The following is a 25,368-nucleotide window of genomic DNA, read 5'->3' on the forward strand; positions in this document are numbered from 1 at the left end:
AGGTCGCCGGCAAAGTGGACACACCGCTTGGCTGTTACACATTCGCGGCCGCGATATACATATGTATGGCCTGAGCACTTTTGTCGGCAAATAGAGTGAGCGCTCATCTCTACGCAACAAAAGACTGGACGACATGGCGGATCAACAAGGGACTGTAGAAGAAAAACCACCGATAGCCGCTGCGTCTACGGGGTCGGTGCAGGAGATCCTCCTGCGCATCACGCGCTGGCAGGTGATGATCGACAAGCGCTTGAACAGCCAGATGACGTTGCTCGAGGCGCTGGAGCATTTCGCTTTGACTGAACTGCGCAGGCATTACCCGGACGGCCATTTCGCCCCGGGCTTTGTGGTTGCGCTGCTTGACGCCATTCTGCAAAAGCTTATCGACGGCCGGCCAGTCATGTTCCTGGCGCTCCAGGACGCGCCATTTCGCTGGCCGGGGGGCGCTGACCCCGGTTTACCGTCCAGCCGTCATGAGCATGTGATCCGGACGGTGGATAGCGTTTCGCTGCACTTCCTCGACCAGTACAAAAAATACCTGCGAGAACATTGGGCGACAAAGGGGCAGGAGGCGTTGTTCGATCGTCTGATCAAACGCAAGCTGCGGCGCTATATCAAGGACATCGAGTTGCTGTTGCGCCGTGACCAACTGGCGGGCCTGACACTGGATCAATTGCGCAGCAAAATCGACCGGGTTCAGGCCCGCAGCACGCGTCGGTACCGGTTGACTGCCCTGGCAACCGACGCAGAGAAAAAGATTCTCGAGGCGCATTCCTTCGCGCAACTGCCGTCATGGATCAAAGCGCTGAAGGAGCCGGATCGCGCCCTGTTGCGCGATTATCAGGAGCAGACGTCACTGGCGCAGGCAGCTCTCGATGACCTGCTGCAGGGCCACGGCTCGTTGCGCGACTTTGCCCGCCAGCAGGCCATCGAATACATTCAGCTCAAGCTCGACATGGCGGTTGAACCAGACCGGATCGACGTGCGGCTCAGATGGCGCTCGGCGGTCGGTGAGCCGACCCACAATCGCAGCCTCAGTGACCTGCTGGCATGCGGGCCGATCGGTCAGGACTTCGCAGCGGTATTGGAGATCACCAGTCCTGCGCCATTGCGCAACCAGTCACTCAAGCCGGCATTCATTGCCGACATGCTGGCGGAACAGGATTATCCGGCGGACTACCTGCGCGCCCTCGCCGAGCAGTACCAGCGCACCGACGTGCAAAAGGCACTCATCGACTGGTTCACCGTACGGCTCAGGCAGAGCGCATTCGTCGCGCGCTGCGCAGCTCATCTGGCGGATTCCGACCATGAGCGTCTGGAGCAGATGTGGTCTGGGCAAGCGGCAATGAAACCGTTGCAAGTGGCCGCATTGACGCTGCCCAACGGCATGCAATGCGCCGATCTTCTGGTGTTCTACCAGGCAGAGACTGAGCAAGCGGTGAATAACCTGGTGCTGTACGCGCCCAACAAACCGGACGGTCAGGAGTGGGTCCGGTTGCCTTCGATTGCGGCGTTGACCGGCGAAGTATGGAGCTGGACGCAGAGCGAATCCGGTCGCGAGTATCTGTTGCAGCAGCTTTCGCCGGCTGCACATCACCCGGCACGTGATTATCTTGTGGCTGCGGCGGCCAGTCCTGCTCTCTGGGGCATGCAGAGTGACCTTCGACGAACGCCCTTGCCGTTCGACGAGTGCGTCGAAGCCGCTGCAAAAATGGCCCTGGCAAACAACCTGCAGCGGGTCGAGCAGGACAACTCGTTGCGCTGGTACACGACGCTCGCGCTCGAGGCTCGCCGGCGCATCAGCAGCCTGAATCAGGAACTGATCGTTCATCAGCAGGTTTTCAACGAGCTGCTGGGCGGTTTCGAGGTTTTTGTCGATTTCGCCAGGCGCTCGGTTGCCGCAGCGATCACGCCCTATATGCGCAGCAAGAACGTGCCGGAACCGGTCGATCCGGCCACTGTGTTGATCGATTACAACCCTGGCGTTGCCGACCGCAGGAAGCAGCAGGTTGCCACGCTGCTCGACCTGGCCATTCATGGCTACGATGACAACTCTGGCATCGAGCATCCGAAAAAAGGCGTGCGATCGTCGGTTGGCCAGGATCTGAGCCAGGTGCGCAGCGCCGATCTGGCGCTGTATCTGCGCCGGGCGTGGCTGGGTGAAAAATACGCCAGCGAGATTCGTGGCAAATATCTCGACCCGCGTGATGCTGCCTACGAACCGCGTCGCTTTGCCTACCGCAACGTGCTGCTGTCAAAGATGGACCGGGATTTACGCGTGGCCAGAAGTCAGGCGCGATTGAGCGACGCGGTGTATTCAGCGCTGGTCCGTCAGGTCTCTCTGTTGAGCGAGGTGCCAGCACCGGGTACGCATTTTCCGGGCGCGAGCATGGTTGAAAGTGACGGCGTGTTCAGGTTCACCGTGCGCCATCACGTCGTGCTCGGGGTGTATGTGCTGACCTCGTTCGACCCCGAGCCATCCTGGTGGCTGTACACGCCTGATGCCCCCGACGGCATTGTGGTACGTGCATATCAGTCACTGTTCGGCGACATCGCCGGCGCTTTGCATGACTACTTGATGGCGCGTACGCCGGTTGCTGCGCGCAGCATCGTGTCACGCACCCTGTATGCGATTGCGGCAAAAAAACAACGCGTCGATACGCTGCACGAAGCGCAGCGCCTGATTGACGCCCGTAGCGAGTTCAACGCGTACATTGAGCGCGCGGTCACGGATGTGCAGGACATCACCACCAGCCGCGCGCAAATGATCGAACGCCAAGTGGTCAAGGGTCTGATGTTTGCAGCTGCACCGTTTTGTATGGTGTTTCCTCCGTTTGCCTTGCTGCTTGATGTCGTGTTCATTGCCGTCAGCGCTGGTCAGGCGGTCGCGGCGCATCTGGAGGGCGACATCGATGGCGCGCTCGGCCACTGGCTGGAGGCGTCGTGGGGGGCGCTGTTTGCCATGGTCGGCGCAGGCAGTGCGATCAAGTGGCTGGGCGGTGCGGCCAGAAGTCTGAAGCACACGATGAGGCCTGTCTCGTTGTTGTCAGAGCGTCTGAATACCGTGGCTCCGCTACACAGGGACGCGCTGCCGGCGATCCGGGAAGTACGCTTTCATGCCAGGCAGGCCGTCAGCAAGACGCCCGAACATTTGCAAAGGGTGAGCGAAGAAGGCGTCTTTTTCGGCACCTGGCGCAGCCCGCCCAGCGCTGCACAGCCGCAACCGGCCTATTACATTCGTAACAGAGGCAAGTATTTTCTGGTCAGGGAAAATCCGCATTTCGGTGGCCTGAGCCTGGTCGATGCCCGTCGCCCGACCGCGATCTATCAGCAACCGATTCAGCTTGCTCCGGGGGGCAAGTGGACACACGCCAGGGTCGGACTAACAGGTGGCAACGTGCGCAACCTTGGGCGCGTGAATAATTTGAATGATGCTTTTCCTGGAGGTGTCGAGCCCGTGCTGAACCGCGGCGCGCTGCAGGGCGAAGCCGTGGTGGCGGCTTTCCGTCCCGGATCGCAGGATAACTACCTGTTTTCGTTGAATGCGCAGAGTTGCGTCATCGCCTCGCTGTATAACCCGACGACGAGAGTGGGGGCGGTCATTCATTTCGATCACAATATTCGCCCGCTGATCGAGCGAAGTGTCACGCAGGTGCTGGAGCGTCTGGGGGGAACACCGCCGAACATTCGCGCCACGCTGGTGGGTGGCGACTGGCTGTCGGCGGGTGCTGACATCGGCGGTCCGGTCAGGCGCGTGTTGCGCGAACAGGGCCTGCAGCCGACCTGGGATTACTGGTCATACTCGTCGTGCCTGGGCAACAGCTATGGCGTGGTGCTGAATCTGAACAATGGAGTCTCTAGAGTGTTCAAGCATTCCTCTGGTCAGATTGGCAGGCTGTACAACCCGCTTATCGCCAGATCGAGCTATGCCACGGACGGGCTCTCGATACGTGCCCGAAACTTTACGAGGCGGTTCACCCGCAGACCGTTACATGAAAACGCAGCAGGAGCGGTGGTCGATGAGGCTGGCCTGGGGGCATCTGCCACAATGGTCGAGCAGCAGGCGTTCTCCACGGTAATGGTCTGATCTGCTTGTTGCAGGCATAAAAAAACCCGATCCGCAGGGATCGGGTTTTTCATGCCGCTTCAGCCTTACGACTGTTTGGCCAGCTTGTGCTCGAGGTAGTGAATGTTCACACCGCCTTTGCAGAAGCCTTCGTCACGAACCAGATCACGGTGCAGCGGGATGTTGGTCTTGATCCCGTCGACCACGATTTCGTCCAGGGCATTGCGCATGCGTGCCATGGCTTCGTCGCGGGTTGCGCCGTAAGTGATCAGCTTGCCGATCAGCGAGTCGTAGTTCGGTGGCACGGCATAACCGCTGTACAGGTGCGAATCGACGCGAACGCCGTTGCCGCCTGGGGCGTGGAAATGCTTGACCGTGCCCGGGCTCGGCATGAAGGTCTTCGGATCTTCAGCGTTGATCCGGCACTCCAGCGAGTGACCGCGGATGACCACGTCATCCTGAGTGAACGACAGCTTGTTGCCAGCGGCGATGCTGAGCATCTCCTTGACGATGTCGATACCGGTGACCATCTCCGAAACCGGGTGCTCCACCTGAACACGGGTGTTCATTTCGATGAAGTAGAAACGGCCGTTCTCGTAGAGGAACTCGAAAGTACCGGCGCCACGGTAGCCGATGTCGATGCATGCCTTGACGCAGCGAGCCAATACTTCCTGGCGCGCTTTCTCGTCGATGCCCGGTGCCGGCGCTTCTTCGAGAACCTTCTGGTGACGACGCTGCAGCGAGCAGTCGCGGTCGCCCAGGTGGATGGCGTGGCCCTGGCCGTCGGACAGAACCTGCACTTCGACGTGGCGCGGGTTGGTGAGGAATTTTTCCAGATAGACCATCGGGTTGCCGAACGCCGCGCCTGCTTCGGAGCGGGTCAGTTTCGCCGAGGCGATCAGGTCTTCTTCCTTGTGCACCACGCGCATGCCGCGACCACCACCGCCACCGGCGGCCTTGATGATCACCGGGTAGCCGACTTCACGACCGATGCGCAGCGCCGTTTCTTCGTCTTCCGGCAGCGGGCCGTCAGAGCCAGGAACGGTCGGTACGCCGGCTTCGATCATCGCGTGCTTGGCCGATACCTTGTCGCCCATCAGGCGGATGGTGTCGGCTTTCGGGCCGATGAAGGCGAAGCCGGAGTTCTCGACCTGCTCGGCAAAATCGGCGTTTTCCGCGAGGAAACCGTAGCCTGGGTGAATGGCGGTAGCGCCGGTCACTTCAGCGGCAGCGATGATGGCCGGAATGTGCAGGTAAGACTGAGCGGCGGACGCCGGGCCGATGCAGACGGATTCGTCTGCCAGACCCAGGTGCATCAGCTCTTTGTCGGCCTTGGAGTAAACGGCGACGGTCTTGATGCCCATCTCTTTGCAGGCACGCAGAATCCGCAGGGCGATCTCACCGCGGTTAGCGATCAGAACTTTTTCCAACTTCGCAGTCATCAAAGGCTCTCCGCGGTTCAAACGATGGTGAACAGCGGTTGGTCGTACTCAACCGGCTGGCCGTCTTCGACGAGGATGGATTCGATCACACCGCTGGTTTCAGCTTCGATGTGGTTCATCATCTTCATGGCTTCGACGATGCACAGGGTGTCGCCTTTCTTCACGGTCTGGCCGACTTCAACGAAGGCAGGCGAGGTTGGCGAAGATTTACGGTAGAAGGTGCCGACCATCGGCGAACGGGCCACGGTGCCGTTCAGCGCGGGTGCAGCAGCGGCGGCCGGAGCAGCGGCAGCGACTGGCGCGGCAGCAGGGGCAGCGGCCGGAGCCTGCATCGGGGCTGGCGCGTAGTACTGCTGCGCCGGGGTCTTGCTGTGGCGGCTGATGCGTACGGACTCTTCGCCTTCCTTGATCTCGAGCTCGTCGATGCCGGACTCTTCCAGCAATTCGATCAGTTTCTTAACTTTACGGATATCCATGAATCATCAACTCCCAAGGGTCGGTCAGGGGCGTATAGCTTGGTGTTCAAGCTGCTCTAGTGCGGCCTCCAGGGCCAGTCGGTAACCGCTGGCGCCAAGGCCGCAGATCACTCCTACCGCTACATCGGAGAAGTAGGAGTGATGGCGGAAAGGTTCGCGCTTGTGCACGTTGGACAAATGCACTTCGATGAATGGGATGCTCACTCCCAGCAGCGCGTCACGTAATGCGACACTTGTGTGCGTAAAAGCCGCCGGATTGATCAGAATGAAGTCCACGCCTTCACCGCGTGCAGCGTGGATGCGATCGATCAATTCGTACTCGGCGTTGCTTTGCAGATGCAGCAGATGATGGCCGGCTTCACGGGCGCGCCGCTCCAGATCCTGATTGATCTGCGCCAGGGTCGTCGACCCGTAGGTCCCCGGTTCCCGGGTGCCGAGCAGGTTCAGGTTGGGGCCATGCAGCACCAGTAGCGTCGCCATCTGCGTTGTCCTTGTTATCAATGAGCAGTCGTCAGAACCCGGCGACTATGCCGCAAAGCCTTTGTGACTGTCCAGTTCCATGCAATAGGCGGCACGATGGGCGATGTTTGCGCGAAATTTGTGACCGAGTGAGCTGATCCGGTCATTCGTGGTGTCGGCAAGAGCCTCTTCGCGAGCAGGCTCGCTCCCACAGGGGTATGCATTCCAATGTGGGAGCGAGCCTGCTCGCGAAGGTGGTACGTCAGACGCGGAAGGCCTGAACGGCTGTATGCAGTTGGCCGCCGAGAACCAACAAATTCTCGCCCTGTTCGCGCCCTTGGCCGATGCGCAGCAGGTTATCCCCACCCAATTGATGAATGCGCTCGCTGTGATCGCGGATCTCGCTGACCGCGCCACTTTGCTGCGCGGTGACATCGGCGATGCGCACGGCGGTGTCGGCGATGGTCTGGATCGCACCGACGATTTTGTCCAGTGCACCGTCTGCCGCTTGCGCCTGACTGGCCGTGGCTTCGGCGTGTTCGACTTGCGCGCGCATGCCTTCGACCGATTGTCGCGCGGCGGTCTGCAGGCCGGCTATCAGCGTCTGGATTTCTGCTGTGGCCCCGGCGGTGCGTTGTGCCAGCGAGCGCACCTCTTCGGCGACCACGGCAAAACCACGGCCCATCTCTCCAGCGCGGGCCGCCTCGATCGCGGCGTTCAGGGCGAGCAGATTGGTCTGGTCAGCAATCGAACGAATCACTGTCAGCACGCCGCCGATGGTTGCTGATTCTTCTGCCAGATGTTCGATCATCTGCGCATTGCCTTGAACCTCACCGACCAGCGCATGCAGTCCGGTCAGGCTCTGGCCGATTACAGCCTGCCCTTGCTCGACGGCCAGTCCGGCATGACGGCTGGCGTCGGCAGCCTGACGGGCATCGCCGGCCACTTGCTGAATGGTCGCCTCGAGTTCTCCCAGCGAATCGCGAATCAGCGCAGTATCGCCGGCCTGATGTTCGGCGCCGCTGTGCAGGTCATTGCTCAGTTCGGCGAGGGTGCGGCTGCTGCCCGCGACCTGCTCGGCGTTGCCGCGAATGGTGCCGACCAGATCCACCAGATAGGCGCGCAAGCGGTTGAGCGACGCTTCGATGTCATGCAATTCGCGATTGGTCTTGCCCAGTTGGATGTCGCGACTGAAATCGCCTTCGGCCCAGGTCGACAGCGCTGGGGCGAGGTTGGTCAGGGTGCGGGCCAGGCGCCGCTGCAAGGTATCGATGAGCAGGGCGATCAACAGAATCAGGCCGATCATCACGCCTTGCATCAGCCGCACTTCGCCCTGGATCTGCCCATGTTGCGCGCGTACCACCGGTTCGAGGCCGGCGATGGCGTGTTGCACGCTGGCGATTTTATCGTGGGTCGCGGCGCTGAGCTCGGCGCGTTTCTGGATCTGCTCGCGGGTGCGCGCCAGTTCCGCCGGATAGCGGCCGAGCAAGCTGTTCAGTTCGCGTTTGAGGCCGACACCGGCATCTTCGGCGGCGGCTTTATCAGTGGTTTCGATGCCCATCAGCGCGGCGAAATCGTCACTGCTCGATTCGTTGCTGGCGACCACACCGAGCAAGGGCAGGGCATCGATGGCCTCGGCCTGAGCGCGCATGTTGCTCACTTCGCGCTCGACATCGGCAGCCAGTTCACTGCGCCCGCTGCTCACCAGTTTGTCCCGCGCCAGCGACAGTCTGCCCAGATGCTGCGACGCGGCAAGCAGTGGCGCGAGGTAGGCGGCGTTGCCATTGGCGTAAGTATTGAGCTGGTCGAGGCTGGCGCTGAGTTCGCGTTCGGCCTGCAACAGCAGCGCCTGCGGATCGCCAGCCAGTTTGCCGGCGGCGAGCAGGTCGGTTTTGCTGAATTCATCGAGGCTCGACAGGCTTGGCCGTACCGTGTCGGCCAGCGCCGGGGGCAAGTCACCCAGTTGCTTTTGCACGCTGTCGATAGCCTGGGCGGCACTGCTCAGGCGCAGCGCGTCACCGCTGGCCAGATAATCCTCGACGTTGCGCGCCACTTCATTCTGAAATTGTTGCGACAGCCCCAGGTAACGCTCCATTAACAGATAGGGGCGTTCGAGGGCTTTTTGCGACCACCACAGCGTGGCGCCAAGGGCCACGCAGACGGCGACCAGCAGCAGAGTGTTGAGATTGGTGAGCAACTTCAGGCGCATGACGGCTACCAACGGCAGGAATGGTAAGCGCCTGAATTTATTGCGGTTCTATTACAAGGTTATGACCGAATCAGTGGATTCCGATGAAAAAGTGGCACTTTGCTTTGACTGGCGCGCGGTCTGCACCCGATTGCGTCCTGCACCCTTGGCGCGATACAGCGCCTCATCGGCCTGGCTGGCCATCATCAGGCTGTCGGAGTCATCGCACATTTCTACTACGCCGGCGCTGAACGTGCACCAGAGGTCCTGCGGCTGCGCCGGGTAATGAATCTCGGCGAAGCGCTGGCGAATCTCGTCGAGGACTTTGTGCGCCGCGTCGATATCGGTGTCGGGCATGACGATGGCGAACTCTTCGCCGCCGTACCGGCCAATGAAATCGGTCTTGCGCAACCGCTGCTTGAGAAACAGCGCCAGGCTCTTGATCACCCGGTCACCCATCGGGTGGCCATGGCTGTCGTTGACCCGCTTGAAGTGATCGATGTCGAGCATGGCAAAGCTCAGTGGCTTGTTCTCGCGGCGCGCGCGGAACGAGCAGTCTTCGAGCAATTGCAGAATATGCGTGTGGTTGTACAGACCGGTGAGGCTGTCGCGGACCATCCGTGCTTTGAGGTTGCGCGCCCGAGCGGCGCGGTTGCGCACAGTGGTGATCAGGTGCCGCGGTTTGATCGGCTTGGTCAGGAAGTCATCGCCGCCCTCGCTCATGGCGTCGAGCTGCTTGTCCAGATCGTCCTCGGCCGACAGGTAAATGATCGGCACGCTGACATAGCGGTCGTTGTGGCGGATGACCTTGGCCAGCTCGGTGCCGGTGCAGGCCGGCATGTACATGTCGAGGATGATCAGGTCCGGCTGGAAATCCGCCAGCTCGGCCATTGCCTGAATCGGTTCGATCAGGGTGCGTGTGACAATCCCGGCGCTGTTGAGCAGGCGCTCGGTGTGCAGGGCCTGGGCGCGCGAGTCGTCAATGATCAGCACTTTATAAGGCTCGTACTGGGCGACGCAGGTCAGCACTTCGATTTTTTCCAGCAGGCTCGATGCTTCAAGGGTGCCGGTGAGGAATTCCTGGCCACCGGCGCGCACGGCGGCGAGGCGGGTCGGGGTGTCGGTTTCGTGCAGGCTGAAGAACAGCAGCGGCAGCGGTTCTTCGAGACCGACCTGAGCTTCGGCGGCGAGTTTCAGGCCGATGCCGGGGCCACTGAAATCCACGTCCATGACAATCGCTGCGGGCAAGCGCTCGACCATCGACGAACGAAACGCGGCCACGCTGTCCAGTGCCTGCGCGCTCAAGCCGAAAAATTCCAGTTGCTTGGCCAGGCGTTCAGCGCGGTCGTGATCCTGCAACATCACGTAGATCGGCTTGCGCAGCGGCGGCAGGAACGTCTGGTCGAGCTGATCGCCATGGCGCAGGCCAGTGCGCGACAGGCGCTGCATCAAACGATTGAGATCGGTGATCAGGCCGCTGCTGAGGCGTCCACGATTGGCATCCACCGCTTGCAGCGACTGGCTGATGTGATGCGCCAACTGAGTGTGTTCCGGCTGTTCGAAGCGCTCGGCAAAACGCAGCAGACGCAGATTCGCCTCGCTCAGTTCGGCAAGATCGACGGTGGACCACTCACTGCGTTGCAGGCGCTGCCATATCTCAAGAATCTGACGTGCCTGATGAATTACCCGCTGGGCAAAGTGGTGCTTGAGACGCTCACGGCTGGGGTCTTCTGGCTCGGTCATATCCTGACTACTAGTTAGGGTGCATGCTGAGATCGACTGGTGGCTCTATGCTAGCACCTCTTTTCCCTTAGACGAGTGTCGTACGTCAATAATCTGCTGGACGACACGATTCAGTTTCTGACCGGGTGGTTTTGTTTTTACCTCTGATTTTGACCAAGTGCCCGCATGCTGGGGCTTAGCGAGCAATCCTGCCAGCGCTGTCGACATTTCAGCGGCCTTGATAGACGGCGTCTGACAGCGCTTTCTGATTTTTCTTCTACGCGCTTTCACCGGCCCGGTTGGCTGTTACGGTTCAGGGATTCCCCTAGCTGCCGTCCATCCGCCATGAGCCAATGTTTCACCGAACTCGCCAGTGATGCCCAGCGCCTCAATCACAACATCAGGCCCATCGATGACTGCGCTTGCGACGAAGAGCTGTTGTACGGCGAGCGGGTGCAGGTGACAGAGGTGCCAGTGCTGACCTGCCAATGCCTCTGGCGGCGCTATCAGCGCGCCGCCGAGGCAATTGTCGCCCCGAACGGCGTGCTGATTGCCGATCCGGTCGCGCGCAACCGGGCGATCAACGCGGCTTATGCCCGGTTGTGGTTGCACGACTCACGTTTTCAATGGGCGGGCCTGGCGGCGTTTGCCTCCAAGCAGGTCGGCTGTGGCTTGCTGCATGCGGCACAGAGTATCGAACGCATCCGCGAGGAATACGAAGCGCGGCAGCGGCTGCGAGACAGCCGACGCGAATCCGGATTGCTCACGCCGGAAAAAATGCCGGGACAGGCCGAAGACCTGCGTGAATATCAACAGGCTCAGGCGCGTAATCCGCTGTCTGTCATGGATGCCCGGGTGCCAGGTGAAGAGCTGTCGGTGGCCGAGCAACAGTTCCGGCATGTCTACGAAATGATGGCGATGGGTAATACCACGCTGTTTCTGGATGTTTATCCGTTGCATCAGTTCTATGCGGTGCGGGGATTGGCGGAGTTGAAGAAATGTCTTCGCGACCGGGAGAAGATTCAAGGGCATGCGAAGTGGCCGGTGCTTTGGCCGGTCGGGCAAGACACCCTCAGGTTCGGGGATGCATATCCCGAGATAGAGGTGGCCTTTGAAGCAATAGAGGCTGGGAAAATCGCCGAAAGCGTGAAGCATTTGGCGTGGCACGAGCAGCAAAATATTCTCCAGCCGACCATTTACGAAAACAGCCACCTGGTTGCGCTTTTGCGCGGCAATCATTTTTCTTATGTCACCAACTTCCCTTCCGGCGTCGCTCAGGCCATCGAGCTGACGCTGACCAGCCAATGCCAGCGTGTCGATGATGGCCGGACCATTGATTTTGATAGCAGCCCGCTGGCGGATTTGTCCGATATCGACCAGCGAATGAAGTTTGTGCTGCGGGCGGCAAGTCGTTTTGATCTGTTGCTCAACGACAGCAACAAGGCGTTGTTGGCGCAGTCAATCCGCGAGATTGCGCTCAGGGAGGAGGGCTGATGAGCTTGCGCCTTCGGCAAATCAGCCGACGTCGCTGGGTGTGGATGATTGTTTGTGTGGCTGCTGCACTGGCCGCCTTGCGGCAATTGATGCAGCCGCTATGGAATGATCCAGTCATTACCTTGAGGATCGGCGAAACCTACGAGTACATGGAGGCACATTCAACCGCTCCGTTCAGTGTGTGGGATCGCGGCAGCAAGACTGTTTCCGGTGGCATTCCGAAGACGGATGCACGTCTGCGCTTCGTTGATCCGCAGTACGGGTTCGAGACGCCGCTGGCTCGGTTTTTCACCGTGACGTTCGTCAATAATCTGACCGTGAGCATCCGCATGTCTCCGCAAATCGAACCTCTGCTGATTGAGGACGCCATGAAGGTTGTTACCGATCTGCAGAGCCAATGGTGCGCAAAAGGCTGGAAACCGATGGGTACGCAGGGCGACCCGACAATTACGGACACCCCCGAATGGCGCGCATACGTCAGACAAGGAGTGCTTTCTGGGCGGTCATTTTGGCAGGCCGGCGACAAATACCAGGCAATGCTGATTCTAGGACGCTTCAGAGATTCCAGACATCTCGATCAGGAGCGCTACCTCATCACTCTCGCCGTGGCGAAACCCTGGATTCCTTTCGACGAAATCGAAGATCGCCGCCTCGAATCCCATCACTTCCTCCCACCCCTACCCGAAAAAGGAGCCATTCCATGCCCATCCCAGCCTTCATGACCATCCACGGCAGCCGCCAGGGCCTGATCACCGCCGGCGCTTTCACTGAAGCCTCGGTGGGCAATACCTACCAGAGCGGGCGCGAAGACAAGATCATGGTTCAGGCCCTCAGTCATGGCATGTACATACCCAAGGATCAGGGCGCCGGGCGGCGGATGCACAGGCCCTTGATCATCACCAAAACCCTCGACAAGGCTTCGCCCTTGCTGAATATGGCGCTGTCCAGCGGCGAGTTGCTGAGCGAATGCCGCGTGGAGTTTTATCGCACGTCGGCCAGCGGCGTGCAGGAGCACTTCTACACGGTGGAGCTGGAGGATGCGTTGGTCGTCGGCAGCGAACTATTGATGCCGAACTGTCTCGACACGGCCACGTCGCATCTCACCCAGCTGGAGAAAGTCCACTTCAGCTATCGGCGCATCTACTGGCGCCACGAAATCAGCCGGACGATGGGTTCGGACGAGTGGCAAGGCGAGGGACTTCGGTGAGGCTGGTCCGTGAACTGAGCCTGACCGACCACGAGCGCCAGCATGTCTGTTGCGTGGAAGAGGCGCTGGAGCACGTCAGCAGTCTGTTGAGCATGCGCCAACCGCTCGAAGGTCTGGATCAACTGCGGGCCGGTTTGATGATCAATCTGGACAGCGAAGTCCTGGCGCAGATCAAACAGGGTGAATGGTGCCTGATCAAAGCCGAGGCCGACTATGGCTACTGGCAGGGCGCCGAAGCGGTGTTCCACCAGGCCGTGCTCGATCTGATGAACAACCCGCCCGAGCAGCCCACGCGCACCGCACGAATCTTTCGTCTGGTCGACAGCGTGACCGGTCAGCCGTTGCCCGCGCAGGCCTACATCGCCATGATCGATGGAATACCCAGTCAGCGCCGAACTGATGCCCAAGGCATTGCACATCTGTTTACCGACGACCAAGTGCGGCAGCTTTCGCTGCGCATCTTCAACGTCTGAAATCTGCGTCTATCCTTTCGTTCGCGACACCCTTCGCTTGTTTTGCGCCAGTACCGCGATAGCGGGTGCTAGGCCTTGGCACGTTGTTGTATGGTTGTGGTCGAACCGTTGAACCCAAGTGATTGAAAGGATATCGCCATGCTGGACTGGAAAAACCGCGCGGGCAGCGCGCCTGAACGTGCCGCCGAGCCCAAGTCGGCCACCCGCAGCTATGTCGGCGGGCTGCTGTTCAGCCGGGCGCTGGCCACAGTGATCGGTCTGTATTTGCTGGTCACCATCGCGCTGGGCTGGTACTGGAGCCAGGAGCCGGAACTGTTTCCGGTGGCGCAGAACGCCCAGGTCGCTGCCGAGAAAGAAGGCAAGCAAATGGTGGTCGGCTACACCACGGTCGAAACCCTGAAGACCGTTGCCGGCACCTTGCTCAACAAGCCGGGCGGTTACATTTCCAATGACCGTTTCCCGCCGGGCCTGTGGATGGACAACACGCCGAGCTGGGAATACGGCGTGCTGGTGCAGGTGCGTGACCTGACCCGCGCCCTGCGCAAGGATTTTGCCCGTTCGCAATCGCAGTCGGCCGAAGACGCCGATCTGGCCAAGGCCGAACCGCGCTTCAACTTCGACAACAAGAGCTGGGTGCTGCCGTCCAGCGAGTCGGAATACCAGGAAGGCATCAACTCCCTGAGCCGCTATCAGTCGCGCTTGTCTGATCCGAACCAGAAAAACGCGCTGTTCTACGCGCGCGCCGACAACCTCAACAACTGGCTGGGCGATGTCGGTACCCGTCTCGGTTCGCTGTCGCAACGCCTGTCGGCCAGTGTCGGCCGGGTCAAGCTCAACACTGCGCTGAAGACCGAAGTTCCGGCAGTCGGCGAAGTGCCGCAGGTTGACGAAGAAGTCGTGGAAACCCCGTGGATGCAGATCGACAACGTGTTCTACGAAGCACGCGGCCAGGCCTGGGCGCTGTCGCATCTGCTGCGCGCCATCGAAGTCGATTTCGCCGACGTGCTGGCGAAGAAGAACGCCACCGTCAGCGTGCGCCAGATCATCCGTGAGCTGGAGGCTTCGCAAGAGCCGGTGTGGAGCCCGATGATTCTCAACGGCAGCGGTTTCGGCGTGTTGGCCAACCACTCGCTGGTCATGGCCAACTATATTTCCCGGGCCAACGCTGCGGTGATCGATTTGCGTCAACTGCTCAATCAGGGCTGATACGTGAGCCAGACTACAAGAGAGGCGGCCCATCGCGCCGCCTCGGACGCTGAACAGATCGCCTGGGTCGACGAACAGGACAACCTGCTCGGCGCTCTGGTGCGCTCCGATTTGCGTGAGCGCGGGCTGATTGGCCGTGGCACTTACATCATGCTGTTCAACTCCGCCGGTGAGCTGTGCGTGCACCGCCGTACGTTGAGCAAGGCGATTTATCCTGGTTACTGGGATGTTGCCGCAGGCGGCATGGTCCAGGCCGATGAAAGTTATGCCGAGTCGGCGGCGCGCGAGCTGGAAGAAGAGCTGGGCGTCAGCGGCGTCGAACTCACCGCTCACGATCACTTCTATTTCGAAGACACCGGCAACCGTCTGTGGTGTTCGGCATTTTCCGCTGTATGGGACGGGCCGCTGAAACTGCAGCCGGAAGAAGTCCTCGAAGCGCGATTCATCCCTGTCGAACAGGTCATGCGCGAAATCAGCGAAAAGCCTTATTGCCCGGACTCTCTGGCCGCGTTAAGGCGCTATCTCAAGGCGCAGCAAAGCAACGTCGCAAAGAACACATGAATTGGCGCCGATTGGCACTTAGCAATCGCGATTTTTGCCGTTACACTGCGCGACCTTTTCAAGCTGCACCGGATAGCTTGAGGTTGGCCTGCAGATTTACCGTAGGAGCTGCCGAAGGCTGCGATCTTTTGATCTTGCCGTTAAAGATCAGGATCAAAAGATCGCAGCCTCGTTGCACTCGTCAGCTCCTGCAGATTCAGTCCAGCGTCCAAAGTTTTCCGATGCAGTAGCGCTGCCCCTGCCTGAGTGGGGCTTCGCGGTCGCTGACCTTGCCCAAGGTTGCGATCAGTCTTTGTCCTCCCGAGAGGATTGCCGGTGGCCAAGAAAGCCGCATCCTTCGCCGCCCTGGGCGGCCTGGTATTTTCCACCGACGCAGGTCGTCATTGCCCGGAATGCAGCAAGCCGGTGGACGCCTGTATCTGCAAACAAACCGTGATCCCGGCCGGTGACGGCATTGCCCGCGTGCGTCGCGAAAGCAAGGGCCGTGGCGGCAAGACGGTGACCACCATCACCGGCGTGCCCTTGGCCGAAGACGCGCTCAAGGAGCTGGCGACGACGTTGAAGAAACGTTGTGGCACCGGCGGGGCGTTGAAGGACGGCATCATCGAAATCCAGGGCGATCACGTCGAGCTACTCTTGGCAGAGCTGATCAAGCACGGTTTCAAAGCGAAGAAATCCGGCGGCTAGCAGCCTCTGTGAAACCCTCCGGCGGCTTGATCCGGCTTCGAGTGTTCTCGGATCCGGCGTCGTCGCCATGGTTTTCACAGAGCCTGTTCATGACCGGTTTCTAAACTCCACGCAGTCAGTGCGGTCTACCGCCGCACTGACGAACCGTCATTTTCATTCTTTAGACTGCGCCGGCCTGAACGTCAGGCGACGCACTCTGACTTCTTTATAGGGGACTTCGATGTCCGTACGACGCACACGTAAAGACGATGGCAGCCAATGGACAGTTGCGGACAGCCGCAGCGTTTACGGGATTCGCCATTGGGGGGCCGGGTATTTCGCGATCAATGAAGCCGGTCGCGTCGAAGTACGTCCGAACGGCCCGAGCAGCTCGCCTATCGATCTGTTCGAGCAAGTCGACCAACTGCGCAAGAGCGGTTTGTCCTTGCCGCTGCTGGTGCGGTTCCCCGACATCCTGCAAGACCGTGTCCGTCAGTTGACCGGTGCTTTCGATTCAAACATCGAGCGCCTGGAATACCAGAGCAAATACACCGCGCTGTACCCGATCAAGGTCAACCAGCAAGAAGCGGTGATCGAGAACATCATCGCCACGCAGAACGTTTCCATCGGTCTGGAAGCCGGCTCCAAGCCTGAGCTGCTGGCGGTGCTGGCGCTGGCGCCGAAGGGCGGCACCATCGTCTGCAACGGTTACAAGGACCGCGAGTTCATCCGTCTGGCGCTGATGGGCCAGAAGCTCGGCCACAACGTGTTCATCGTCATCGAGAAAGAATCCGAAGTCGGCCTGGTGATCGAAGAAGCCGCCTCGCTGAAGGTCAAGCCGCAGGTGGGTCTGCGCGTGCGCCTGTCGTCGCTGGCCTCGTCGAAATGGGCCGACACCGGTGGCGAAAAATCCAAATTCGGCCTGTCGGCGGCGCAACTGCTGTCGGTGGTCGAGCGCTTCCGTGGCGCCGGTCTGGATCAGGGCATCCGCCTGCTGCACTTCCACATGGGTTCGCAGATTGCCAACCTCGCTGACTATCAGCACGGCTTCAAGGAAGCGATCCGTTATTACGGCGAATTGCGCAACCTCGGTCTGCCGGTCGATCACATCGACGTCGGCGGCGGCCTCGGTGTCGACTACGACGGCACGCATTCGCGCAACGCCAGTTCGATCAACTACGACATGGACGATTACGCCGGTGTCGTGGTCGGCATGCTCAAGGAATTCTGCGACGCGCAGAGTCTGCCGCATCCGCACATCTTCTCCGAGAGTGGCCGTTCGCTGACCGCGCACCACGCAATGCTGGTTGTGCAGGTCACCGACGTCGAGAAACACAACGACGAAATCCCGCTGATCGAAAACAAGGAAAGCCTGCCGGAAACCGTGCAGTGGCTGGTCGATCTGCTCGGCCCGACCGACATCGAAATGGTCACCGAAACTTACTGGCGCGCCACGCACTACATGAGCGACGTGGCCGCGCAGTATGCCGACGGCAAGCTGACCCTGGCGGAAAAAGCCCTCGCCGAGCAGTGCTACTTCGCCGTGTGCCGTCGCTTGCACAACTCGCTGAAAGCGCGTCAGCGTTCGCACCGCCAGGTGCTCGACGAACTCAACGACAAGCTGGCCGACAAGTACATCTGCAACTTCTCGGTGTTCCAGAGCCTGCCGGACACCTGGGCGATCGATCAGGTGTTGCCGATCATCCCGCTGCATCGCCTCGACGAAGAGCCGCTGCGCCGCGCGGTGCTGCAGGATCTGACCTGCGACTCCGATGGCAAGATCAACCAGTACGTCGACGAGCAGAGCATCGAAACCAGCCTGCCGGTGCACGCGTTGAATGAAGGCGAAGATTACCTGCTGGGCGTGTTCCTGGTCGGTGCCTATCAGGAAATCCTCGGCGACATGCATAACCTGTTCGGTGACACCGACTCGGTGAACATCTACCAGAACGCCGATGGCAGCGTGTACCACGCCGGTATCGAGACCCACGACACCATCGAAGACATGCTGCGTTACGTGCACTTGTCGCCGGAAGAACTGATGACGCACTACCGCGACAAGTGCGCCAGTGCCCGCATCAGTGCCAGCGAGCGCACGCAGTTCCTCGATGCCTTGCGTCTGGGCCTGACCCGCTCCTCCTATCTGTCTTCCTGAGACCCGATAGCGTTCCGCCCGGGTTGTCCGATTTTTTTCCGCAAGCTGTGGAAAAGTCGGACAACCCGGTGGGACATCTCCTGATTTTTTCCCGAAAACCTGTGCGATCACGGTCAGCAAACTCATCTGGTCTGCTTTTCGCGTAGGTCATTTCCTAAGTTGTACTTCGCCTCTCTACTCGGCCATGCCTCTCGGCGAGAATCCCCGGCCGCCCCTCCTGTAGAGATCCGCCCATGTTCGATCCAGTCAACGAGCCGTCGTTTCGTCTCGATGTAGCGGGCCTGTCCGACCCCTTCGAAGTTCTCGCCTTTACCGGAAGGGAAGCGCTCAGCGAACCCTTTGCCTTCGAGATCGATGTGGTGATCGACGATCCGCATCTGGATCTTGCCAGCCTGCTGCATCGTTCTGCGTTCCTGTGCTTCGGCGCGCCCGGCCAGGGTGTGCACGGCCAGTTGCACAGCCTTGTCCAGCACGAGCATGGCCATGGCTTGCGTTTGTGTCGAGTGCGTCTCGGACCGAGGCTCGACTGCCTCGACCTGCGCTTGAGCCAGCGCATTTTCAGCGGCCGCTGCGTGCCGCAGATCATCGAACAGGTTCTGCGCGAGCATGGCATCGTCGGCTTGCAACGACGTTTTGACCTGCATAGCGACTACCCGACCCGCACCTTCTGCACGCAATACCGCGAATCCGATCTGCAACTGCTCCAGCGCCTGTGCGCAGAGGCGCGCATTCACTATTACTTCGAGCATCACCGCGACAGGCACTGCCTGGTGTTCGGCGACGATCCGACGCGAATGCCCCATGCAGACGTCGCGCCCTATCAGGGCGAGCATGACCAGCGTGGCGTCGCTCCAGCCGTCCGCCAATGGCAACTGCACGAAGACTCGCAGGCCAGCCAGCGAGGTCCCAGTGCCGAAGGCCACAGCGATCTGCCCGCCTTGCGCAGCGGTCAGTGGTTGCCCCTGGACGACTATCCTTTCATCGAATGCAACCGCCCATGGTTGCTGACCCGCATCGAGCACCGTGCCGATCAGTCTCTCGAACCGCCCTATTGCAATCGCCTGTTCGCGGCCGCGCGGGCACCCGTCTGTGCGCCCGCCGCTGCGCAGTCCAAGCAGCGCATGCACAGCCTGCAGCGAGCCTGGGTGGTCAGCGTCGATGAGCCGCAGCCGGATTGCTCGCGGCCGGTGGCGGTGCAATTCGACTGGCTCTATCAGGGCGAAGGGGCTTCGCCGAGTCATTGCTGGCTGCCCCTCGCGCCTGACTTGAACGAGCTGCCCTCGGCGGCACTCGCTGATGGTGTGGAAGTGGTGGTGAGTTTTCTTGAGGGCGACCCCGATCAGCCGGTGGTCAGTGGCGTGCTCCAGCCCTCAGTGTTGCCAGAGGCTGCGGTCGAGGACGATGATCCGGTATCGCTCCCAGAACTGCTGGTGAGCGATGGGTTGCAGCAACTGTTGCAGTCTGGCGAGCCGTTGCTGCTGCTGTGCCTGATGCCGGGCGGTGGCAGCTTCAACCACTGCGCCGAGTCCGTGTGCAGTTGCCGGCTGCTCACCGCGCTCGATCAGAGCAGCGCACGATGAGCGGCGCGGCGCTTGAGCCCATGGCGCAATGGCTGTTGCTCGATACCCCGGACGCGGCACGCGCCCTGCTGACCTTGCGCCAGGGCTTTGCCGATGTGCAGCGGCACCGATTGTTTGACGGCACCGAATTTCAACCGGTCAGCGAGCACGGCCCGGTCCTCGTCGACTTGCGCGAGAGTCCGGCATTGACCGCCTTGTGCCTGCGCGATCCGGACACCTGGCGTGGCCTGTTGCTGAGCTGCGAGATACCTGCGCAGCAGCTGCTCAGCCACTTGCAGCGCATGCTTACCGTCTCGTTCGGTTTGAATCACCGGGCCTTGCTCAGCTATTACAACCGTCAGACCGCCAGCTATTTCTTCGACGCCTGCGACGCCGCGCAACTGAGTCGCTGGCTCGGGCCGATCCGCCAGTTGCGCTGGTTTGGTGGTACCTGGGCCGACCGCGCCATCGGCAGTCAGGGCTGGCAACAGCTGCGCAATCCCGGCCTGCTCGTCGAACCTTTGGGCATCGAAGAAAGCCTGACCCGGCGCCAGCGCGAGCGCTTGCAAACCTGTCTGCTGGAGCAGCACATCTGGCGCTGGTGCCAGTCTCTGAGCGTTGATTACCAGACGATCGCTGTGCATGTGCAACAAGGTCTGGCGCTGGGTTTCAGCGATCGTGCTGTGCTGGATGGCTGGCTGTGGCTGCGCCTGCTCAATCCGCGCGCCGTGCTGGTTGTGCCGCCGGCCGGATTGACGCAGCCGGAACGGCTCGACTTCCTGCGTCGGCAGTGGGGCGCGGGCTGACTGTCCGTCAGTGAGCCTTGCCGCTGAACCAGCCATCGCGGCGTTTCAGCCACAGGGCTTGCGCGCCAAGGGTCACGCTGCGCAAGACCATGAACAGCAGAAAAGATATCCACAGGCCGTGATTGCCCAACGCTTGCAAGAGCCAGGCGAACGGCAGGAGCAACAACACCGTCAGCAGCATGCCGTTGCGCATTTCCCGCGCGCGGGTAGCGCCGATGAACAGGCCGTCGAGCAGGTAACTCCACACCGCAATCAACGGCAGCACGGCGAGGTAGGGCAGGTAGACGAACGCCGTGTCGCGCACGCTCTGAATGTCGGTCTGCATCTCGATGAACAGGTGCCCCGCCAGCAGAAACAGCACGGCAAACCCGAGGCTGGCGATCAGCGACCAGCCGCCGGCCACCACCAGCGATCGACGCAATGCCAGGCGATCCCGTGCGCCAATGGCATGGCCGCACAAGGCTTCGACCGCGTGGGCCAGGCCATCCAGTGCGTGGGCCGTCAGCAGCAGGCCGTTGAGCAGCAGCGCGTTGGCCGCTACGGTCGCATCGCCGAGCCGTGCGCCCTGCACGGTGATCAGGAAGAACACCGATTGCAGGGCGAGGCTGCGGATGAAAATGTCACGGTTGACCGCCAGCAGCGGCCGCCAGCTCTGCCAGACTCTCAGTGCCGACCAGATGATCTGCCCCGGATAGGCGCGCAATGCCGTGCGCGTCAGCCACAGGCCGAGCAGGGCGCCGCTCCATTCGGCGATTACCGAAGCCCGCGCCGAGCCGACCACGCCCCAGTCCAGGCCAATGACAAACCAAAGATTGAGGACGATGTTGATCAGGTTGGTGCTCAGCAGAATCGCCAGCGGCGCTCGGGCGTTCTGCGTGCCGAGGAACCAGCCGACCAGTGCATACGTCGCCAGCGCTGCGGGCAGGCCATACAAGCGCGTGTGGAAAAACTCCCGGGTCAGTTGCTCCAGCTCCGCCGACGGCTGCATGAAGTGCAGCGCGACGCCGCTGAGCGGCACGCCAAGAGTGCCGAGCACGACGGCCAGCCCCATCGCCAGCAGCAGGCCCTGCAAGAGAATCTGCCGCAACGCCGCGCCATCGCTGCGCCCGGCAGCCTGGGCGGCAAATCCGGTGGTGCCCATGCGCAGAAAACCCATCGCCCAGGCAAGAAACGTGTACAGACTGGCGCCGACCGCCACCGCGCCCAATTGATGGGCATGGGGCAAGTGACCGATGACAGTGCTGTCGACCAGCGCCACCAGCGGCACGGAAATATTGGAAAGAATCATCGGCGCGGCGAGCGCCCAGACCTTGCGGTGAGTCGGGCGGTCGCGCCAGTCGGTAATCAGTGAGGACATGCAGGCTCCTTGGGGGAGCGGGGATTGTAGCGGCAGAAACACCCTCACCCCAGCCCTCTCCCAGAGGGAGAGGGGGCCGATCTTCGTCGCTCTCAAGCGTGAGTTCGACTCGATATTGCAGGTCGGTGGAGAATTTCAAAGCAACGCGGTCAGCTCCCTCTCTCTCCGGGAATGGGAGAGGGAGCCGATCTTCGTCGCTCTCAAGCGTGAGTTCGACTCGATATTGCAGGTCGGTGGAGAATTTCAAAGCAACGCGGTCAGCTCCCCCTCTCTCCGGGAATGGGAGAGGGAGCCGATCTTCGTCGCTCTCAAGCGTGAGTTCGACTCGATATTGCAGGTCGGTGGAGAATTTCAAAGCAACGCGGTCAGCTCCCTCTCTCTCCGGGAATGGGAGAGGGAGCCGATCTTAGTCGCTCTCAAGCGTGAGTTCGACTCGATATTCCAGGTCGGCGGAGAATTTCAAAGCAACGCGGTCAGCTCCCTCTCCCTCTGGGAGAGGGCTGGGGTGAGGGGCTTTTGAAGCGCTAGTGAATAATCCAGCTCAACAACCACAACCCCAGCAACAACCAGATGATCCCGGCAATGATCGACGCGTTCATGAACGCCCGGATCGCCGACCACAGCAGCATCAGGCCAACGATCAGGGCGATGATGCTGATGATCGAGGTGTCCATCCCCAGCGTTTGCGCCAGGCCGTCGACAAAGTTGCCGCCGGCATTGCTGAGCATATTGAACAGGCCACTGAGGCCGTCGACGATAAAGCGGATGATCGAACCGAGTGCCTGGCCGAGCCATTCGAAAAAGCTTTCTACACGCATGTGTGCATCCCTGATGAAAGAGCTGAGCCTTGGGCCACGCCGAGGGTGGCCGAGTTCCCTGCATGATAGAAGGTTTGCCCGGATCATGTGTGGGAGCGAGCCTGCTCGCGAAGGGGGCGTGTCAGGCAAATCCGGTCTGGATGATCCATCGCTTTCGCGAGCAGGCTCGCTCCCACAATAGATCATCTGCGCTGCTTGCCTTCAGCCCGCATCCCCCCGAAGCTATGCGTCTTCAGGAGAGCCCGATGAACCTTGTTGAACTGACCGAACGCCTGCATGCCATTCGCGACCGCAATGACTGGCGGCAATTTCACAGCCCGAAAAACCTCGCCATGGCCGCCAGCGTGGAAATGGCCGAGCTGGTGGAAATCTTCCAGTGGCTGACAGAAGACCAGTCGCGCCAGTTGCCGGCGGACAAGCTCGCCCACGCCGGGCAGGAAGTCGGCGATATCGTCCTGTATCTGTTGCTGCTGTGCAGCGAACTGGGTCTGGACATGAATGAAGTGGTGCGCGCCAAGCTCGCCGACAGTGAACGGCGGTTCAGCTGATGAGCGACCGTCATTTCGATCAGTTGGCCACGCGCTTCGCCGAAAAAATCTACGGCGGCGCCAAAGGCGCGATTCGCCTCGCGGTGTTGCAGGCCGACCTGAGCGAGGCCTTGCCGGATCGGCCGCTGCGGGTGCTGGATATCGGCGGGGGCCTTGGGCACATGTCGCTGTGGCTGGCCGAGCGCGGCCATGACGTCACCTTCACCGAGCCGGCTGAGCCGATGCTCGAGGGTGCGCGCCAGCGTTTTGCCGAAGCCGGACACACCGCGACATTCATACAGGCGCCGTGGCAGGAACTGCCCGGTCAGCTCACCGAACCCTACGATCTGGTGATCTGCCACGCCGTGCTGGAATGGCTCGCCGAACCCCACGCGATCCTGCCGGTGCTGCATCAGTTGACCAAGCCTGGCGGCTGGCTGTCGCTGGCGTTCTACAACCGTGATGCGCTGATTTATCGCAATCTGCTCAAGGGCCATTTCAAGAAAATGCGCAAGAACGTCATGGCCGGCGAGAAGCAGAGCCTGACCCCGCAGCAGCCTCTCGACCCTCGGGAATTGGCAACGCAACTCGCCGGTATGTGGCAGGTCGAAAGTCAGAGCGGCGTACGGGTATTTCACGATTACATGCCGGTGGAATTCCAGGCCCGCGCCGAACTGGCGGATTTGCTGGAAATGGAACTCGCGCACCGTCGTCACCCAGGCTTCGCCGCGCTTGGGCGTTACTTGCACTGGATCTGCCGGCCGATCTGAGCGGAGCGCGACATGAAAGCTCAATGCGGGTTATTGCTGATTTGTCTGGGGTTGGCCGCTTGCCAGGGCAGCAACCCGTACGTGGCGCAGTCGCGGCCCTTGCCGCCGGCACCGCCGCAAGCTGCCACCACCTTCGACCGCAGCGCCTACCCGGCGCCGCCGCGTGATTACGGGCGCTACCGCAACTGGGCCTGGCGCAACGGGCAGTTGCCGCCGGGCACGGCGTGGGCGGACTCGGCGCAGGTGGCCGAGGCGGTCAGCAACGCCCTCGACCAGCGCGGCTTGCGGCCGATGCGCGACAACCGCCCGGCGGACCTGCTGGTCAGCGCCGATCTGCGTCTGGAGACCCGTTTGCGTCAGGTGCGCGATGATTACGGCTACTACGGTGGATACGGCGGCTATGATCGTTATGGTCGTGGTTACGGCATGTACAACAGCGTGCCGATCGTGCGCACCTATCAAGAGCAGGTCGTAGTGGTGCGGGTCGATCTGTTCGATGCCGGCAATGGTCAGCCAGTGTGGAGCGCCAGCGCCGAGACCGGCACCCAAGGCAATCAGATCGAACGCGCCGATGCGATCCGCGAGGCTGTGGAAAAAGCCATGGCGGCGTATCCTCCCAGCTGACGTCGTGTCAGCAGGTTCATGTCTTCACCCGGAGAAAAATCATGTTCCGCCGTCTCGCTCTACTGGCTGTTGCCGCGCTGCTCAGTGCCTGCGCTGCCAACCAGGTCAATCACGATTTCGACGCCAGCCGCGACTTTGCCGCTTATCGCAGCTGGAGCTGGAAAGACCCGGCCCTGCAATATCGCCCCGATGATCCGCGCATCAAAAGTGACCTGACCGAACAGCGCATCCGCCAGGCGGTGGCCGATCAACTCGATCAGCGCGGTTTGCGCCCGGCCGCTGGCGGTGGCAAGGGTGATCTGAGCGTGCAGACCTACCTGATCGTCGAGGACCGGCAGCAGCAAGTGACGACCAATTACGGCGGCGGTTGGGGTGGCCCGTGGAACGGCTACTGGGGCGCGCCGATGTACAACGAAACGCGCAACATCACCTACAAGGTCGCGACCATTCAGATCGACCTGCTCGACGGCAAGGACGGCAAACTGGTCTGGCGCGGCAGCGATGAGCAAATGCTCAGCAACCGCCCGAATCCGGCTGACCGCAGCAATGCCATTCGCGAGACCGTCGCACGGATTCTGGCCAACTATCCACCGCGTTGAACCGCTCTGAACCGTCCCTGTGGGAGCGAGCCTGCTCGCGAAGGCGGTGTGTCATTCAGCATTGAATCCTCTGGCACGACGCTTTCGCGAGCAGGCTCGCTCCCACCGTGGCGGTGGTGACAGGAATGGCGCCACGCCAGCACTCTCGACCGACCGCGTCTACACTCTTTTTCATTAACGGAGGTAGCGCTCG

The 25,368-nt window shown here is 61.1% G+C and carries 23 protein-coding genes; 16 read left to right on the top strand and 7 right to left on the bottom strand.

Features of this window, described 5'->3' with window-relative positions; genetic code table 11:
- Positions 1-133: 133 nt before the first annotated feature.
- A complete protein-coding gene (locus tag AB4N41_RS11915) occupies positions 134-4,087 on the top strand; it encodes a type III effector 1 (protein WP_252877362.1) in 3,954 nt (1,317 codons plus the stop codon).
- A gap of 65 nt (positions 4,088-4,152) precedes the next feature.
- Here the strand turns inward: AB4N41_RS11915 and accC are convergent, their stop codons facing one another.
- The 5 genes from accC to gcbA all read right to left on the bottom strand — a co-directional run bounded on the left by accC (position 4,153) and on the right by gcbA (position 10,374).
- On the bottom strand, positions 4,153-5,508 hold the full coding sequence (accC, locus tag AB4N41_RS11920) for an acetyl-CoA carboxylase biotin carboxylase subunit (protein WP_024011424.1): 1,356 nt from the start codon (positions 5,506-5,508) through the stop codon (positions 4,153-4,155).
- Positions 5,509-5,525: 17 nt separating this feature from the next.
- Complete coding sequence (gene accB / locus AB4N41_RS11925) at positions 5,526-5,984, bottom strand: acetyl-CoA carboxylase biotin carboxyl carrier protein (protein ID WP_016771862.1); 459 nt, start codon at positions 5,982-5,984, stop codon at positions 5,526-5,528.
- A 24-nt stretch (positions 5,985-6,008) separates the two neighbouring features.
- Positions 6,009-6,464, bottom strand: coding sequence for a type II 3-dehydroquinate dehydratase (gene aroQ, locus AB4N41_RS11930; RefSeq protein WP_016771861.1), 456 nt, complete (start codon positions 6,462-6,464; stop codon positions 6,009-6,011).
- Between the two features lie 241 nt (positions 6,465-6,705).
- Positions 6,706-8,652 (bottom strand): methyl-accepting chemotaxis protein, encoded by a 1,947-nt coding sequence (locus AB4N41_RS11935; protein ID WP_252877363.1) that lies wholly within the window; start codon positions 8,650-8,652, stop codon positions 6,706-6,708.
- 51 nt (positions 8,653-8,703) lie between these two features.
- Positions 8,704-10,374, bottom strand: coding sequence for a diguanylate cyclase GcbA (gene gcbA, locus AB4N41_RS11940; protein ID WP_016771860.1), 1,671 nt, complete (start codon positions 10,372-10,374; stop codon positions 8,704-8,706).
- A gap of 324 nt (positions 10,375-10,698) precedes the next feature.
- Here gcbA and AB4N41_RS11945 point away from each other — a divergent pair, with 324 nt between their 5' ends.
- The 10 genes from AB4N41_RS11945 (at position 10,699) to AB4N41_RS11990 (ending at position 20,480) form a co-directional block, all read left to right on the top strand.
- Positions 10,699-11,847 (top strand): DUF2515 family protein, encoded by a 1,149-nt coding sequence (locus tag AB4N41_RS11945; protein ID WP_150638335.1) that lies wholly within the window; start codon positions 10,699-10,701, stop codon positions 11,845-11,847.
- The gene (locus AB4N41_RS11950; protein ID WP_252877364.1) at positions 11,847-12,569 is read left to right on the top strand and encodes a hypothetical protein; all 723 of its coding nucleotides are present in this window, start codon (positions 11,847-11,849) and stop codon (positions 12,567-12,569) included. The genes AB4N41_RS11945 and AB4N41_RS11950 overlap by 1 nt, the downstream gene beginning before the upstream one ends.
- Positions 12,548-13,054: an Hcp family type VI secretion system effector gene (locus AB4N41_RS11955; protein WP_095180910.1), complete on the top strand. Its 507-nt coding sequence runs from the start codon at positions 12,548-12,550 to the stop codon at positions 13,052-13,054. The genes AB4N41_RS11950 and AB4N41_RS11955 overlap by 22 nt, the downstream gene beginning before the upstream one ends.
- Positions 13,051-13,527 (top strand): hypothetical protein, encoded by a 477-nt coding sequence (locus tag AB4N41_RS11960; protein WP_252877365.1) that lies wholly within the window; start codon positions 13,051-13,053, stop codon positions 13,525-13,527. The genes AB4N41_RS11955 and AB4N41_RS11960 overlap by 4 nt, the downstream gene beginning before the upstream one ends.
- A 138-nt stretch (positions 13,528-13,665) precedes the next feature.
- Positions 13,666-14,733, top strand: coding sequence for a DUF2333 family protein (locus AB4N41_RS11965; protein WP_041480664.1), 1,068 nt, complete (start codon positions 13,666-13,668; stop codon positions 14,731-14,733).
- Between the two features lie 3 nt (positions 14,734-14,736).
- Positions 14,737-15,294: an NUDIX hydrolase gene (locus tag AB4N41_RS11970; protein ID WP_041480663.1), complete on the top strand. Its 558-nt coding sequence runs from the start codon at positions 14,737-14,739 to the stop codon at positions 15,292-15,294.
- 315 nt (positions 15,295-15,609) lie between these two features.
- A complete protein-coding gene (locus AB4N41_RS11975) occupies positions 15,610-15,981 on the top strand; it encodes a translation initiation factor Sui1 (RefSeq protein ID WP_007914613.1) in 372 nt (123 codons plus the stop codon).
- A gap of 220 nt (positions 15,982-16,201) precedes the next feature.
- Positions 16,202-18,115, top strand: coding sequence for an arginine decarboxylase (gene speA / locus AB4N41_RS11980; protein WP_016771856.1), 1,914 nt, complete (start codon positions 16,202-16,204; stop codon positions 18,113-18,115).
- Between the two features lie 233 nt (positions 18,116-18,348).
- Positions 18,349-19,695, top strand: a complete 1,347-nt coding sequence (locus tag AB4N41_RS11985; protein WP_252877366.1) for a type VI secretion system Vgr family protein — start codon at positions 18,349-18,351, stop codon at positions 19,693-19,695.
- Positions 19,692-20,480 carry a DUF4123 domain-containing protein gene (locus tag AB4N41_RS11990; RefSeq protein ID WP_252868741.1) on the top strand — a complete coding sequence of 263 codons (789 nt, stop codon included), beginning with the start codon at positions 19,692-19,694 and terminating at the stop codon, positions 20,478-20,480. Before AB4N41_RS11985 ends, AB4N41_RS11990 begins: the two co-directional genes overlap by 4 nt.
- Positions 20,481-20,487: 7 nt before the next feature.
- Here the strand turns inward: AB4N41_RS11990 and AB4N41_RS11995 are convergent, their stop codons facing one another.
- The gene (locus AB4N41_RS11995; RefSeq protein ID WP_252877367.1) at positions 20,488-21,837 is read right to left on the bottom strand and encodes an MATE family efflux transporter; all 1,350 of its coding nucleotides are present in this window, start codon (positions 21,835-21,837) and stop codon (positions 20,488-20,490) included.
- Here AB4N41_RS11995 and AB4N41_RS12000 point away from each other — a divergent pair.
- The gene (locus tag AB4N41_RS12000; protein WP_252877368.1) at positions 21,836-22,357 is read left to right on the top strand and encodes a hypothetical protein; all 522 of its coding nucleotides are present in this window, start codon (positions 21,836-21,838) and stop codon (positions 22,355-22,357) included. The two genes, AB4N41_RS11995 and AB4N41_RS12000, sit on opposite strands and share 2 nt — an antisense overlap.
- A gap of 4 nt (positions 22,358-22,361) precedes the next feature.
- On the opposite strand, the gene AB4N41_RS12005 is transcribed toward AB4N41_RS12000, so the two are convergent.
- A complete protein-coding gene (locus AB4N41_RS12005; protein ID WP_073471796.1) occupies positions 22,362-22,655 on the bottom strand; it encodes a hypothetical protein in 294 nt (97 codons plus the stop codon).
- A gap of 245 nt (positions 22,656-22,900) precedes the next feature.
- Here AB4N41_RS12005 and AB4N41_RS12010 point away from each other — a divergent pair, with 245 nt between their 5' ends.
- From AB4N41_RS12010 to AB4N41_RS12025, 4 genes are read left to right on the top strand one after another with little or no spacing between them, the layout of a single operon-like run.
- Positions 22,901-23,203, top strand: coding sequence for a MazG-like family protein (locus AB4N41_RS12010; protein ID WP_016771852.1), 303 nt, complete (start codon positions 22,901-22,903; stop codon positions 23,201-23,203).
- Positions 23,203-23,952: a methyltransferase gene (locus AB4N41_RS12015; protein WP_252877369.1), complete on the top strand. Its 750-nt coding sequence runs from the start codon at positions 23,203-23,205 to the stop codon at positions 23,950-23,952. The genes AB4N41_RS12010 and AB4N41_RS12015 overlap by 1 nt, the downstream gene beginning before the upstream one ends.
- 12 nt (positions 23,953-23,964) lie before the next feature.
- A complete protein-coding gene (locus tag AB4N41_RS12020; RefSeq protein ID WP_252877370.1) occupies positions 23,965-24,576 on the top strand; it encodes a DUF4136 domain-containing protein in 612 nt (203 codons plus the stop codon).
- Between the two features lie 41 nt (positions 24,577-24,617).
- Positions 24,618-25,175 carry a DUF4136 domain-containing protein gene (locus AB4N41_RS12025; protein WP_016771849.1) on the top strand — a complete coding sequence of 186 codons (558 nt, stop codon included), beginning with the start codon at positions 24,618-24,620 and terminating at the stop codon, positions 25,173-25,175.
- The last annotated feature ends 193 nt before the right edge of the window (positions 25,176-25,368 follow it).

The sequence above is a fragment of the Pseudomonas sp. S2_A10 genome, assembly GCF_054668465.1.